Source organism: Cecembia calidifontis, assembly GCF_004216715.1.
GTDB lineage: Bacteria > Bacteroidota > Bacteroidia > Cytophagales > Cyclobacteriaceae > Cecembia_A > Cecembia_A calidifontis.
The window spans coordinates 4,821,405-4,834,767 of sequence record NZ_SGXG01000001.1; the positions used below are offsets into that span (position 1 = coordinate 4,821,405).

Here is a 13,363-nt window from a genome sequence, read left to right on the forward strand (position 1 = left end):
AATCAAAAAAACAAACAAAATATGCTAGAACTTTATGAAACAGACAGTATTGAAAATCTACATACAAGCTTTATTTATTGGAATGGTATTTTCCGCCTGTACCTCTACTAAAAAAATAAAAACTTCTTCCGGTATTGCAGAAATCAACTATTTAGAAATAAATGATCGAAAGCAATATGTGTTGATCAGAGGGAAAGACATCAACAACCCGATACTACTTTTTCTGCACGGTGGCCCTGGAGCATCAGCCACGGCATTGTTGCGGAAATTCAACCATGAACTGGAAGATGATTTCACTGTTGTATATTGGGACCAAAGGGGTGCGGGCAAGTCTTTCTCAAAACATATCACCAAAGAAGAGATAACCGTAGAAAACTATATACAGGATGTAGAGTGGCTTGTAGACTATTTAAAAAGCCGTTTTAATAAGGAAAAAATTTTATTAATCGGACACTCCTGGGGTTCCAGACTTGGCATGTATGCTATAAAGAGAAATCCTGAAAATTATTCCGCATTCGTTGGTATTGGACAGGAATTGCATGCTTACAGAGGAGAGTTTTTATCCTATCAGTACACACTGGAAAAGGCTAAGGAGAAGGGGCATAAAAAGGCCCTGAAAGAATTAGAAGAAATGGGAGCTCCTCAGAGCGGGCATTATAAAGACATGTATGCGACAGGTTTTTGGGGTGGTGTTAGGCAAAAATACTGGTTATTAAGATTTGGAGGGGAACGCTATCAAAAAACGACCTACACAGATTGGATTTTCTCTATTTGGTTTTCCAGGGAATATTCGTTTGCGGATTTGATCAGGTATGGAAAAGGGTCAGCTTTTTCCGCTGGCAATATCATTTTTGATGAACAGTTTAACGATATTGACTTTTTTAAAGAAATCCCGAAAGTTGAAGTTCCTGTATATTTCATTTCAGGAGCATATGATTATAACACACCATGGGAGTTGGTAAAAGAATACCTAGACCATTTGATTGCACCCCACAAGGAATTTATTTTATTTGAAAAATCCGGACATAGTCCGGTATTTGAAGAACCTAGAAAGTTTAACCATGAGATTAGGCGAATTTATAATGAAATCAAATAAAAAAATGCTATCAATAAGGACTTAAAATTTAACAATGCAAGGATGTATAGAAAGATTTTTCATTTATCTTTCTATAAGAAAAATATCCTCTGTAGTTCTTGTTCAATTCGCTGCTAAAATGGATCCGTTTAAAAATTCCCGCTATATTCCATATTTGATTTTGTCCACTCTCTGCTTTAATTGGGCCTGTCAATCAAAAAACGCCCATGAACAAGCAGTGGCAATAGAATTTAAAACCCCAAATTACCGATTAATCCCCACCGACACATTTCACTTCAACAACTTTGTGGATTGTAACATGGCCGAAGCTTGGGTGGGGGATACTCTCCGGATTTTTCCTGGAAAATATGGGGAAGATCCAGTTTGGGGATTTGCAGAAGATTTGAAATTTGCTTCAGGAACGAATGCAGATGAGGTCTTTAGCACTCCTGCTGAACGCTACATCGCCCCCAATCTGCCAAAAAACGCTCCCCTTGGCCAGAAAGGACTTCACGGAGCAGTTTGGTTTGAAACCTTATATCAGGACCATAAAGATCCCTCTGGCCGAACGCTTTATGCCATTTATCACAATGAAAATTATCCTGAAACACTTCCTTACAACCCTGAAACCGGTGAAGGCTATATAGATGAAAATTGGCCACTGGGCCTTACAGAAAGAATTACACCGGCTGCTGTACCAAGGATCGGCGTGATGAAGTCTACTGACGGTGGGCTAAACTGGGTAAATAAAGGGCTTTTCCTAGAGGACAAACAGGCCCGAATGGTCCTGAAGCCCCATAACACTTCCAAAACCTTTGCCGGAGGTGTAGGGGATCCTAGTGCAGTGGCCGTTGGAGAATACCTCTACTTATTTTATGGGGAGTACAGTTACCCGGGCGATTATGATCCCAACACTTACTCATTTGAGAAAGATTGGTCAGGCCAATGTATCAGTGTGGCCAGAATCAGATTAGAAGATCTCGACGATCCACAAGGTAAGGCCAAGAGATGGGATGGCAAGGGCTTCAATGCCACTTGGGATGGTATCGGATCTCCAATTGCTTCGCTTCAGGTTCCTCTTGAAAAAGGCGGAGGTCCAGCATCTTCTGCTCAAGGAGGCTTTCATTGGGGACCTTCTGTCAGCTGGAATACCTATTTGGAATGCTGGGTGATGCTCATGGGATTTGTGGAAGGCCAAAACTGGATAGGAGACAAACTTTACATCTCTTTTAATCCCCATCGGGAATTAGGAGACGGCAATAATTCCCAAGCCTGGACCAGCCCACAGCTTTTGGTTCAAAAACCGGGACATATACTTTGGTATCCCTCACTTCAGCCAATGAATACATCCGAAGACATATTGGAGAAAAACACCAGTTTAAAACTTGGAAAAAGAGCAAGACTTTTCTTCAAATATGCGGACTTGGGGAAATACCTATCCGAGTATATTGTGGAGTTTGAAAAGTAATTGATATCGATTTTTAATTGACGCTAAGGTGGAAATATAAAAAAGTGCCACCGGAGGATTCCAATGGCACTTTTTTTATAAATCATTAACTAAACCCTGTAGAATTCCTCCCAACCTTTCCGTGGCGGCATACCTGCCAGTACCTGATTTGCCAGTGGATTGTTGATGATCTGTCTCGTTTCTCGATCAAATTCCAGTTTTAAGCCCATTTGCTGGGCCATCACGCCCAAGCAGAACACCTGGCTCAGCGGTCCGGCTATTTCAAATGGAGACCTTGCCTTCTCCTCCCCTTTACAGGCTTTGAGGAAATTGGCATAGTGATTAGATGGACTCTGTGGTACTTCAGGCAACTTGGACTCCCAGTCCTTGGCTTTATCCTCGGGAATGATGGAGAGTGTACTTCCATGGGAACCGCCTTTGAAAGTGAGTTCCTTGCTGTAAATTATCTTCCCGGGATTGAGTCTGGCAGGCTGTAATTGACCGGTGCTTGGTGGTGGAATGTTGGGATCCAATTCAGACACACCATAACCCTCTGGTACAGCTGGTATATTATCCATTCCATCATACCAGGTAATGGTCACGGGCGGCATTGCGCCTCTGGCAGGAAATTTAAACTCCAGTGTCGTGGACATGGGGAAAAAGAAAGCATTATGTCCACTCAATTTCACAGGATTGATTTCGTAAGGTAAACCCAGGTCCAAAAACTCGTGGGCTGTATCTATGATATGTGCCCCCCAGTCACCTAAAGCGCCCATGCCATAGTCGTACCAGCAGCGCCATTGTCCATTGTGAAAATCTTTGTGATAACCACGGGGTTGTGCCTGACTTAACCAAACATCCCAATCCAAAGTTGATGGAACTGGCTCAGCATTAGGAAATCTGGAAATATTGGGATCCCATCCATGCCAACGCCGTCTCATGTTCATGTGCGCAGTGATCGCAGTGACATCCTTGATGATCCCTGCTTCTTTCCAGGCTTTAAACTGAAAATAATTGCCCTCGGAGTGCCCTTGGTTACCCATTTGCGTAACAAGTTTCGGGTTTTTCTTGGCCGCTGCCATCATGAGGTCCACCTCCTGAAAAGTGCGGGCCATGGGTTTTTCCACATACACGTGCTTTCCTTCAGCTAATGCCATCATGGTCACGGGAAAATGGGAAAAATCCGGTGTAGCCACACTTACTGCGTCAAATTGCCCACCCATCTCATCAAACATCTTTCGGAAATCCTGATACTTTTTGGCTTTGGGAAACATATTCATGACTTCCAGTGTCTGGCTGGCCCCCATATCCACATCACAAAGGGCTACAATATTACAAAGACCGGTATCATTCAGTGCTTTGATAATTTCATTTCCCCTGTTGCCGATTCCAACACAAGCCAAATTGACTTTATCAGAGGGAGCTATATAGCCCATGGATTTACCAAGGACAGATGGTGAAATCAAAGTGAAGCCAGATAAACCTAAGGCCGCTGTGGCTCCGGTTTTCAGAAAGTCTCTACGATTAGTGGGCATGGTATGGTTATTATGGCATTGTTAGAACTGGTTAGACGACGCAGTTTACACCAATCCGGTTAGGAAGCTCCTTTTAATGACTGGTGTTATGCAATTTGAATTCCAATCTAAGTGGTCTGTCTCAAAAATCTGCTACAAGCTTTGAAAATCAACGGAAAGGTTTGCGTAGGATCCCCTTTGGGAAAAATACTTATCGGAAAAAGAAAAAAAAGTACAATGCAGCCTCCTCCCTTCGCACTCCTTCAAAAAAACCAATCGTCCTACGGGAAGCATCCAATACCCTATCTGATTCTGCAAAGCCAATAGTCCTTCGGGAGGCATCCATCACCCTATCATGATCAATATATCCAATGGTTCTCCGGGAAGCATCCAATACCCTTCCATTTTCATAAAATCCAACAGTTCTTCTGGAGGCATCAAGAACCCTGTTATTTTCCAAAAAACCAATTGTGCTTCTGGAAGCATTCATCACCCTGTTATTTTCGATAAAACCTATTGTCCTCCGGCTATCATCCATCAACCTTTGGGCCTGGGAGATAGAAATCCCAAGAATCAATAAAGTGGTCAACAATAAAATTTTTCTCACCTGTAATAAATTCAAAGAGCAATATCGCTGAAAACACAAAAATTTAATAATTAAATTATTTTCAAAAAGATTGACCGTCAAATGATTTCAGTTTATTTGCTAATAAATTCTGACCGACAAAAAGATATTCGTTAACCCATTCAGTTGAATACTTAGCACTCCCTATTTATGAAAAATAAAATCTCCCGTAGAAACCTACTTCATGTATTAGGCCTTGGAGCTTTCAGTACCAGTATGCTTCCACTGAGTTGTGCAGCGCCAAATCAAGCTGATGAAAAAAAGCAATCTCCCGTCTTGAGGTTCGCATATCTTACCGACATGCACATCAAACCTGGTCTGGGCGCTGAGGAGGGAGTGAAAAATTGCATAAATCACATCTTAAGCAAAGAAGAGCCAGTTGATTTTTTTGTAAACGGTGGGGACCTGATTATGGATGCCCTTGATAAAAATGAAGAAGAAACGGAAGCACAGTGGGCTGTTTGGCGAGAAATCAGGGCCACATTCCCTGAGTTGAAATTTTACCATTGCATTGGCAACCATGATGTCTGGGGAAGAACCCCTCAGGAAGAAAAATTTCCGGGAAAAGCATGGGTGATGAAAGAACATGGCATGGACAGTCCTTATTACAGCTTTGAGTCCAATGGCTGGCATTTTATTGTTTTGGACAGTACCCATCAAAAAGAAGATGGGAGCTGGTACACGGCAAAACTTGATATGGCACAAAGGGAATGGCTGGAGGACACCCTTAAAAAAATCCCTTCCGATAAACCTATTTTTATTATTTCCCACATTCCGATTTTAGGTGCTACACCCTTTTTGGATGGAGACAATGCCAAAACAGGAAATTGGATAGTCCCTGGAGCATGGATGCATACCGATGCCAAGTCACTGATCAACCTATTCTTCCAACACAAAAATGTCAAGGCCTGCATCAGTGGACATATCCATCTCGTAGAATCCCTGGTATACCAAAACGTACATTACCATTGCAGCGGGGCAGTTTCTGGAAATTGGTGGGATGATGCGCCTTATGAGCAGACAAATAAAGGCTATGGCCTGATTGAGCTCTTTGAAGACGGAAGCCATAATTTTAAGTATGTGGAGTATGCGAGCGCTATCTGAAATGAACCCGAACTCCTAAAAAAAAAATCCGGCCCAGCATACCTCTTAAAGCACTCTACTTTCAGAATACAAATCATAAGCGGCCACCAAAAGCTGATTCTCGGGTGAACTTCCCAATCGGGGATACCGCTGGATCTCAGATCGGTCCTCGGTGAAATAAGGCAGGTATTTTCCCTCCAATTCATCCCAAAATACGAGCAAATAGGCAAATGGAATCTTGCTGGACCGGCCTTTTTCCAGCCATTCTTCAAATTGGGACTCGTCAAGGGGTTTGGGATAGTCGGGACCTTCAAACATCTATTTGTGATTTTATTTCCAAAGATAGGACAGGCTCCTGGCTGTTCAAAGTCAGCGCTTATTCTATAACAGTTTTATTTTTCATGGGATCCAGTAGGATTCTTGATTATTGTTATGTCCTGTTTAAATTTAACCCTTAAACCTGGCAGGTTTTAAAAGACAAAAAATCTTTTGAAAGCATTATTTTTAGGAGATAAGGTCCGGTTTTACTAAAAAACTATGTTAACATTTGATGCAGTTGTAATTGGCTCCGGTCCATCGGGAGGAATGGCAGCCTATGAAATGGCAAAAGCCGGTTTGAAAGTGGCCATCTTGGAAAAAGAAACATTGCCCAGGTACAAAACCTGTGGCGGCGGTCTGGTTTTCAGGGGAAGAGCAATGCTTCCGTTTGACTTGCATGAGGCTATAGAAAAAGAATACTCCCTTATCCATATTTATTTCAAGCATTTAGAAAATCCATTTGTTTCTAAAAGAGATTTTCCCATCATCAGTATGGTCATGCGTGACAAACTGGACCAATTGATCTGCGGGGAAGCCATCAAATCAGGAGCCACCCTACTTGAAAACCAAGCCCTACAAAAAATAGATTTTCAGGATGAAATCCTGCTGCATACAGGTTCACAAACGCTTCGAACCCGATATGTCGTAGCTGCCGATGGTGCCCTTGGTCCTACTGCAAAACTGGCGGGTTGGAAAGAGACCAGAAAATTGATTCCTGCTCTGGAATATGAAACAGAAGTCCATGCCCAAGATTTCGAAAGACTCAGCAAAGAGGCAAGATTTGATATAGATGCCATCCCCCATGGATATGCCTGGTGTTTTCCCAAGGCCAAACACCTATCCATTGGTGTGGCTACTTTTAAAAAAGAGCGGATAAACCTTAGGGATCATTACCAACAATACATCAAAAAATTGGGCATTCAACAAATTGTTTCCGAGCAAGCTCATGGCTTTCAGATACCTGTGGGATTCCGTACGGAAAAATTGGCAAACCGCAATACCTTCCTCACAGGAGATGCAGCCGGTCTGGCTGACCCTTTGACTGCTGAGGGAATCACCAATGGAATTCATTCGGGAATATTGGCCGGAAAAGCCATTTCCCAACATTTTGACAATCCCCAGAAGGCAGAAAGCACTTACCTGTCTTCGCTGGAAGAGAGGATTTTACCGGAGCTTCGGTTCAACGGAATGCTTTCGGGATTTTTTTATTCCTATGGCAAGATCAGAAATTACCTTGTCAACAAAGAAGGGCAGAAATTCTGTGAAGTGCTGACCGACCTTTTTACCGGAAAAATCAACCTGAACGAAGAGCTCAAGCTAAAGGCCATACGAAAGATGGGTTTGGGAAAGTTGATGAAATTTTAGAGTTCCGGCAAGGGATTTTTCCCCGATTGCTAAAACAATACCAACTCAATTCAATAAAATAATCAATACCGAGCCTCCGATCATAATCAGGGAGCCGATAATTTTTCGGAGTAAATGCTTTTCCTGAAAAAAACGGTAACCAAAAAATACAGTAATCAAAATGGATAATTGAAACAAGGCCAATGCCGGACCGACTTGCATTTGGCTGAAGGTATAATTGGTAGACATCACCATGAAGCCTATTGACAGGATAAGGAAAAAGTATTTGACCCAATAACTTTGGTTCATTTTTGCCCACTCTGATTGGATATCTACCCTGAATAGAAACAAAATGGGCAAAGAAAAGAGTGCTCCAAAAAAGCACCAACTGGCAAATGCCAGGGTGAGGTTGGAATGTAAGATCACCTGCTTATCAAAAACCGCCTGCATACCTGTCAATAACAAAGCCAAAAAACGGTACAAAATGGCCTCTTGTCTGAATAATCTCCAGGAAAATTTCCCGGAATGATCTTTCAGAACAAAATAGCTCCCAAAGATGATCAAGACAATTCCCGAAAATCCCCAGATTCCCGGAACTTCACCCAGTAATACAAAGCCAAAAACAATCCCCACCAGAGATTTATAGGCAATGATTGGGCCTAAAACGGATAATTGCCCCAACTCTAAAGCCTTCAGCAAAAAACCATTACCAAAAGCCCCACATATACCTCCTAATATGACATAGAACCAAAATCCTACCGGCAATTGGTGTAAAGGAAAATCCACGATTAAAAAAAGACTTAGTATGGCCAGAACTGCGTAGGAAATGAAATTGACAAAAAAGGGATGCTGATTGACGGTCAGCTGTTTTTGTATAACATTGGAAAAGGGATTGGAAAAAATCCGTAACAATACAGCAAATATCAAAAGTGTCACTGATCCCATTTACCTCCAAAATTAGAAACATTGATGAATTTTTGAAGATGGATAAAAAAGTTGTGCCTTCGCCTTGGTAGAACTATTGCTGATAATTCTAAAAAGGCAAAGGCACTGTTAATTATTTAAACACAGTAAGATGCGCTTTGATTACTTGTAGATCAAATCAAATCTATCAAGGTTCATTACCTTGGTCCATGCGGCAACAAAGTCTTTTACAAATTTCTCTTTGTTGTCATCCTGGGCGTACACCTCAGCCAAAGCCCTCAATTCAGAGTGGGAACCAAAGATCAGGTCAGCCCTTGTAGCGGTATATTTCAATTCACCTGTTTTTCTGTCCCTGCCTTCAAATTTTTCTTTGGTATCGTCAATCGCTTTCCATTCTGTGCTCATATCCAATAGATTCACAAAGAAATCATTGGTCAACATGTCTTTCTTATCAGTGAAGATGCCATGCTTAGAGCCATCATAGTTGGTATTCAAAGCCCTCATACCACCTACCAATACAGTCATTTCAGGAGCGGTGAGGGTCAGTAACTGTGCCTTGTCCACCAAAAGTTCCTCTGTAGAAACAGTGTATTGCTTCTTCAGGTAGTTACGGAAACCATCAGCCATTGGCTCAAGCAATGCGAAGGAAGCCTCATCCGTCTGCTCCTGACTGGCATCCATCCTGCCTGGAGTGAAGGGCACATTAACCTTAAATCCTGCATTTGCAGCTGCTTTTTCTACGGCAGCAGTACCACCCAATACAATCAGGTCAGCCATGGAGACTTTTTTGGTTCTCGACTTGGCATTGAAATCCTTCTGGATTTTTTCATAAGCTGCCAGCACCTTGTTCAGCTGAGCAGGATTGTTTACCTCCCAGTTTCTCTGGGGTGCCAACATGATTCTGGCACCATTGGCACCTCCCCTTCTGTCAGAACCTCTGTAAGTAGAAGCAGAAGCCCAAGCGGTAGAAACCATTTCAGAAAGAGATAGACCGGAATTGAGCAGTTGGGTTTTCAAAGCGGCGATATCCTGGGCGTTAACCAATTCATGGTTCACGGCCGGGATAGGATCCTGCCAGATCAGGTCTTCTTTAGGTGCTTCAGGACCTAAATAAGTGGATCTTGGCCCCATATCCCTGTGGGTCAACTTAAACCATGCTTTTGCAAAGGCTTTGTTGAACTCTTCCGGATTTTCATAGAACCTTCTGGAGATTTTCTCATAAACAGGGTCAAATCTCAAAGAAAGGTCAGTGGTCAACATGGTTGGCTTATGCTTCACGTTCGGATCGAAAGCATCAGGGTACAACACCTTCGGATCTTTGGCTACCCACTGATGGGCTCCTGCAGGACTTTTGGTAAGCTCCCACTCATGCTCAAATAAGCTTTTGAAGAAACCTTGGCTCCACTCATTTGGTGTAAGTGTCCAGATCACTTCCAAACCTGAAGTGATGGCATCAGCGCCTTTGCCTGATTTATATGAACTCTTCCAACCAAAACCCTGCTCTTCGATAGGGGCTGCCTCAGGCTCGGGCCCTACATAGCTGGCAGGACCTGCACCGTGGGTTTTACCCAAAGTATGCCCCCCGGCAATCAAAGCCACAGTCTCTTCGTCATTCATACCCATTCTTCCGAACGTCTCACGGATATCATGGGCAGCCAAAAGTGGATCAGGATTGCCATTTGGACCTTCCGGATTCACATAGATCAAACCCATTTGAACGGCAGCCAAAGGATTTTCCAACTCTCTTTCTCCGGAATAACGCTTGGCATCACTCAGCCACTCATTTTCAGCACCCCAATACACATCGATTTCAGGCTCCCATACATCTTCTCTACCTCCGGCAAATCCGTAAGTTTCAAATCCTGCTGCCTCCAAAGCCACATTACCGGCAAGGATCATCAAGTCTGCCCAAGAGATTTTGTTGCCATATTTCTGCTTGATAGGCCATAACAATCTTCTGGCCTTGTCCAGGTTGGCATTGTCAGGCCAGCTGTTCAAAGGCGCAAAACGCTGTTGTCCTGCACGGGAACCTCCACGGCCATCACCGGTCCTGTAAGTTCCGGCACTGTGCCATGCCATACGGATCATCAGACCTCCATAATAACCATGGTCAGCAGGCCACCAATCCTGGGAATCTGACATCAGAGCGCGGAGATCTGCCTTTAGCGCTTCGTAATCCAGACTCTTAAATGCTTCAATGTAATTGAAGTTTGGATCCATGGGATTGGACAGGGAAGAATTCTGGCGTAGAATATTCAAATTCAATTGATTGGGCCACCAGTCAGTATTTCCTGTAGCCCTCATGGCAGTACTGCTCTTTTTTGTGGCTCCGGACCAGCCGTCCACATGGGCTCCTTTGTGGCTTTCCTGTGCATTTACGCCCCAGATGAAGGCGAAAGACAAGAAGCTGAGTAGCATGATTTTTTTCATATACATATTATTTTGTTTTTAAAGGATGATCATATATAAAGACAAATTTAATTTTTTAGAACCGGCTTAAGAAATCGATTTTTTCGAATACTTATCGAAAAAATCAATTGGGACAAGAAGCATTGATGCCTATCGCGGACTGTTTCAACAGGCATAAAATGCATCAGGCAACTGTTAAATAAACTGAAAATAAGTGCTTTGAAACTCAATCCGGCCTCAAGCCGGTAATCCTGTGGTCTGGGAGGTAACTTTGAACAATTTAAGGCTTTTTCACCTGAAAAAAAACGAAAATAAAAAATTGACTAAGGACAAAATCAAACAAATGCCCCCAGTCAAATCATTAAAATAATCCGTATCGCTATTATTACTTTTTGCGCTGTGCTGCCATCCATTCCATGATGGTTACAGGCCGTCCATTTACCATTACCGGAGAGCCATCAAAATCCGTTCTTGCCAAATTGGCATGGCTATAAATCCATGACCAATGGGCATTGTATCGGTAATTTTCCCCTCCAAAAAATCCTGTAATGTCCGTGACATGATCATAAAAGGTAAAGAACACATTTTTGGCCCCGGCTGCTTTCAACCTATGGTATAATGGAACCACCGTCTGATCTGCCACTGTGGTGGGATCTCCCTTGGCATGGATAAACCACATAGGCACATTTTTGATCTTTTGGATCTGTGCATCGGATATGAACTCATTGCTGTAAGCCAAAGCACTGATATAGCCCGCGGCAAAATAATCCGGATGCTCTAAGATGAGTTTGAGTGCCATATAGCCACCATTTGAACACCCCCCCACATAGATTCTCTTGGGGTCTATATTGGGATTTTTGGACACATAATCCCTAATCAAGTCAAAAAGTGCTGCATTGTACACGTCATTGTCCTTGCCTCTGGTCATCCCTTCTGCTGCCTGCATCCAAAAAGTTGGGGCTTGAGGGACAAGGACATAGGCTCCTCCAAAAAGAACCTGGATTTCAGGCGAGGCGTAGTTAGCTGCCCTGTTGCCCAATAAGGCAACAGTAGGGTCATACCCTCCTTCGCCCCCTCCATGCAGCCAGATGATCAAAGGCACTTTGCCTTTGATTGGGGAAGGAGCGTAAGCCGCAAAAGACATAGACTGATTGTTGCCGTAAGTGTATTTTCCTTTGAGGTCAAAATTATCCACCAAAGGCATGATTTTGCCTACGGGATTGTTCCATACCTGACCGGATTTGGTATGAATGACGGTTAACCTGTAATCTACCCAATAGTTACCTCCCCTGTTATTGATCCTGGTATATTGGAAAGGGGATCCCAATGGCATAGAGGGGTTGACGGATAGGACTAAGGTAATATGCTTCCCTTCCTCCAACCTGTTGCCATTTTCATCAGACACATAGGCATAGACCACCGAACGCATGCCAGATGCATTATCTGCGGGAATTTCCACGCCCTCCAATGACCTATTGGCAAAGACCTGGTAATGGGCCGCATGGGCTTCCCTGGTGCTCTCCGGTAAGGAAAGAATGACTTTATTGACTGCTGGCCCCCAATCAAAGCCTTCCACTACCCAGCGGTAGTCCCCTCCTGTGGAAGGCGCATCATTGGGCAGAAAAGCAAAAACCGGATGAATCCAAAGGCCAAGGCCGGCAATCAGCAAGATCAAGAAATGTATTTTTTTCATTTTGGGGTTTATTTGGGTTGGTTCTGTAAAAATTAAACTTTGCCCATGAATTTGGGAATCTTTATTACAGGGACGGAAATTATCGCCCCAATAAGCCCTTCATTTTGTTTTGTATAAAGTTTACCGCGTAATGAGGATTTAACCTGTACAAAAAGTCCATGAATTTTGAATCTGAACCCACCAAAACCCTGAATTTGTCCTTTTCCATTCCTTCAATTATCTGCCTGGCGGCTTTGTCAGCGGGCAGCATTTTAAAGGAGCCTGAATCAGCTTGGGCATTTACTTTTATTTCAATCCCCGAATTGGCTGCAATATTGGTCTTTGTAGCACCTGGAAAAACTACGGTAACATTAACAGGGGAACCTTTGAGTTCTGCATATAACCCTTCTGTCAACAACTTCAGGGCAGCTTTGGAAGCCCCGTACACGGACTGTCCTGGAACCGGTAAAAAGGCTCCCATACTGCAGATATTGACTATATGTGCCGCCGGTCTCTGAATAAAATGCGGCAAAAAGGCTTTGATAAGGTAAAGCGGACCATAATAATTCACGTTCATGACCTTTACTGCTGCTTCCAGTTCCAAATCATTGAGCACCTTAAAAGGCTGTATAATGCCTGCATTGTTGATCAACCCATCCACTTGTCCATAATATGCAATTACTTCTCCCGGAAAAGCCATTACTTTATCCTTATCAGTAATGTCCATTTGTTTAAGCAGCAGGCGTCCTCCATGTATTCCGGACAATTCCTGGGTTTCCAATAATTTGTCCATGGAAAGGTCCACAGCAACCACTTTGGCCTGCTTTTGGAGCAATGCCAGCACCAGTTCCCTTCCGATGCCGTTCCCTCCACCAGTTACGATGATTACTTTATTGGCTACTTTCATACAATTTTTAAAAAACTCAGACCCCCTTCTTCATAAAATTATTCT

11 protein-coding genes are annotated in these 13,363 nt (G+C 43.1%); 4 read left to right on the forward strand and 7 right to left on the reverse strand.

All coding sequences use genetic code 11. The annotated features are described in order from the left end of the window. The first annotated feature begins 34 nt into the window (after positions 1-34). The gene (locus tag BC751_RS20850) at positions 35-1,096 is read left to right on the forward strand and encodes an alpha/beta fold hydrolase (protein WP_130277281.1); all 1,062 of its coding nucleotides are present in this window, start codon (positions 35-37) and stop codon (positions 1,094-1,096) included. A 118-nt stretch (positions 1,097-1,214) separates the two neighbouring features. Then, positions 1,215-2,543 carry a hypothetical protein gene (locus BC751_RS20855; RefSeq protein ID WP_207226933.1) on the forward strand — a complete coding sequence of 443 codons (1,329 nt, stop codon included), beginning with the start codon at positions 1,215-1,217 and terminating at the stop codon, positions 2,541-2,543. An 89-nt stretch (positions 2,544-2,632) separates the two neighbouring features. Here the strand turns inward: BC751_RS20855 and BC751_RS20860 are convergent, their stop codons facing one another. Then, the gene (locus BC751_RS20860) at positions 2,633-4,057 is read right to left on the reverse strand and encodes a Gfo/Idh/MocA family oxidoreductase (protein WP_130277283.1); all 1,425 of its coding nucleotides are present in this window, start codon (positions 4,055-4,057) and stop codon (positions 2,633-2,635) included. A gap of 190 nt (positions 4,058-4,247) precedes the next feature. Continuing rightward, a complete protein-coding gene (locus BC751_RS20865; RefSeq protein ID WP_130277284.1) occupies positions 4,248-4,643 on the reverse strand; it encodes a 5-fold beta-flower protein in 396 nt (131 codons plus the stop codon). A 168-nt stretch (positions 4,644-4,811) separates the two neighbouring features. On the opposite strand from BC751_RS20865, the gene BC751_RS20870 reads away from it, so the two are divergent. Next, complete coding sequence (locus tag BC751_RS20870; protein WP_130277285.1) at positions 4,812-5,765, forward strand: metallophosphoesterase family protein; 954 nt, start codon at positions 4,812-4,814, stop codon at positions 5,763-5,765. Between the two features lie 45 nt (positions 5,766-5,810). Here the strand turns inward: BC751_RS20870 and BC751_RS20875 are convergent, their stop codons facing one another. After that, positions 5,811-6,062, reverse strand: a complete 252-nt coding sequence (locus BC751_RS20875; RefSeq protein ID WP_130277286.1) for a hypothetical protein — start codon at positions 6,060-6,062, stop codon at positions 5,811-5,813. Positions 6,063-6,281: 219 nt separating this feature from the next. Between BC751_RS20875 and BC751_RS20880 the strand changes: the two genes are divergently transcribed. Then, positions 6,282-7,427: a geranylgeranyl reductase family protein gene (locus BC751_RS20880; protein WP_130277287.1), complete on the forward strand. Its 1,146-nt coding sequence runs from the start codon at positions 6,282-6,284 to the stop codon at positions 7,425-7,427. A gap of 45 nt (positions 7,428-7,472) precedes the next feature. Here the strand turns inward: BC751_RS20880 and BC751_RS20885 are convergent, their stop codons facing one another. The 4 genes from BC751_RS20885 to BC751_RS20900 form a co-directional block, all read right to left on the reverse strand. Next, positions 7,473-8,351 carry a DMT family transporter gene (locus BC751_RS20885; protein WP_130277288.1) on the reverse strand — a complete coding sequence of 293 codons (879 nt, stop codon included), beginning with the start codon at positions 8,349-8,351 and terminating at the stop codon, positions 7,473-7,475. 141 nt (positions 8,352-8,492) lie between these two features. Beyond that, positions 8,493-10,760 (reverse strand): catalase/peroxidase HPI, encoded by a 2,268-nt coding sequence (katG, locus tag BC751_RS20890; RefSeq protein WP_130277289.1) that lies wholly within the window; start codon positions 10,758-10,760, stop codon positions 8,493-8,495. 364 nt (positions 10,761-11,124) lie between these two features. After that, positions 11,125-12,432, reverse strand: coding sequence for a prolyl oligopeptidase family serine peptidase (locus BC751_RS20895; protein ID WP_130277290.1), 1,308 nt, complete (start codon positions 12,430-12,432; stop codon positions 11,125-11,127). A gap of 79 nt (positions 12,433-12,511) precedes the next feature. Further along, positions 12,512-13,318, reverse strand: coding sequence for an SDR family NAD(P)-dependent oxidoreductase (locus tag BC751_RS20900; protein ID WP_130277291.1), 807 nt, complete (start codon positions 13,316-13,318; stop codon positions 12,512-12,514). Between the last annotated feature and the right edge of the window lie 45 nt (positions 13,319-13,363).

What these genes read in the sequence shown, in the direction of transcription:
- BC751_RS20850 (WP_130277281.1), top strand. Translation starts at nt 35, where the DNA reads ATGAAACAGACAGTATTGAAAATCTACATACAAGCTTTATTTATTGGA.
- BC751_RS20855 (WP_207226933.1), top strand. Translation starts at nt 1,215, where the DNA reads ATGGATCCGTTTAAAAATTCCCGCTATATTCCATATTTGATTTTGTCC.
- BC751_RS20860 (WP_130277283.1), bottom strand. Translation starts at nt 4,057, where the DNA reads ATGCCCACTAATCGTAGAGACTTTCTGAAAACCGGAGCCACAGCGGCC.
- BC751_RS20870 (WP_130277285.1), top strand. Translation starts at nt 4,812, where the DNA reads ATGAAAAATAAAATCTCCCGTAGAAACCTACTTCATGTATTAGGCCTT.
- BC751_RS20875 (WP_130277286.1), bottom strand. Translation starts at nt 6,062, where the DNA reads ATGTTTGAAGGTCCCGACTATCCCAAACCCCTTGACGAGTCCCAATTT.
- BC751_RS20880 (WP_130277287.1), top strand. Translation starts at nt 6,282, where the DNA reads ATGTTAACATTTGATGCAGTTGTAATTGGCTCCGGTCCATCGGGAGGA.
- BC751_RS20885 (WP_130277288.1), bottom strand. Translation starts at nt 8,351, where the DNA reads ATGGGATCAGTGACACTTTTGATATTTGCTGTATTGTTACGGATTTTT.
- katG (WP_130277289.1), bottom strand. Translation starts at nt 10,760, where the DNA reads ATGAAAAAAATCATGCTACTCAGCTTCTTGTCTTTCGCCTTCATCTGG.
- BC751_RS20895 (WP_130277290.1), bottom strand. Translation starts at nt 12,432, where the DNA reads ATGAAAAAAATACATTTCTTGATCTTGCTGATTGCCGGCCTTGGCCTT.
- BC751_RS20900 (WP_130277291.1), bottom strand. Translation starts at nt 13,318, where the DNA reads ATGAAAGTAGCCAATAAAGTAATCATCGTAACTGGTGGAGGGAACGGC.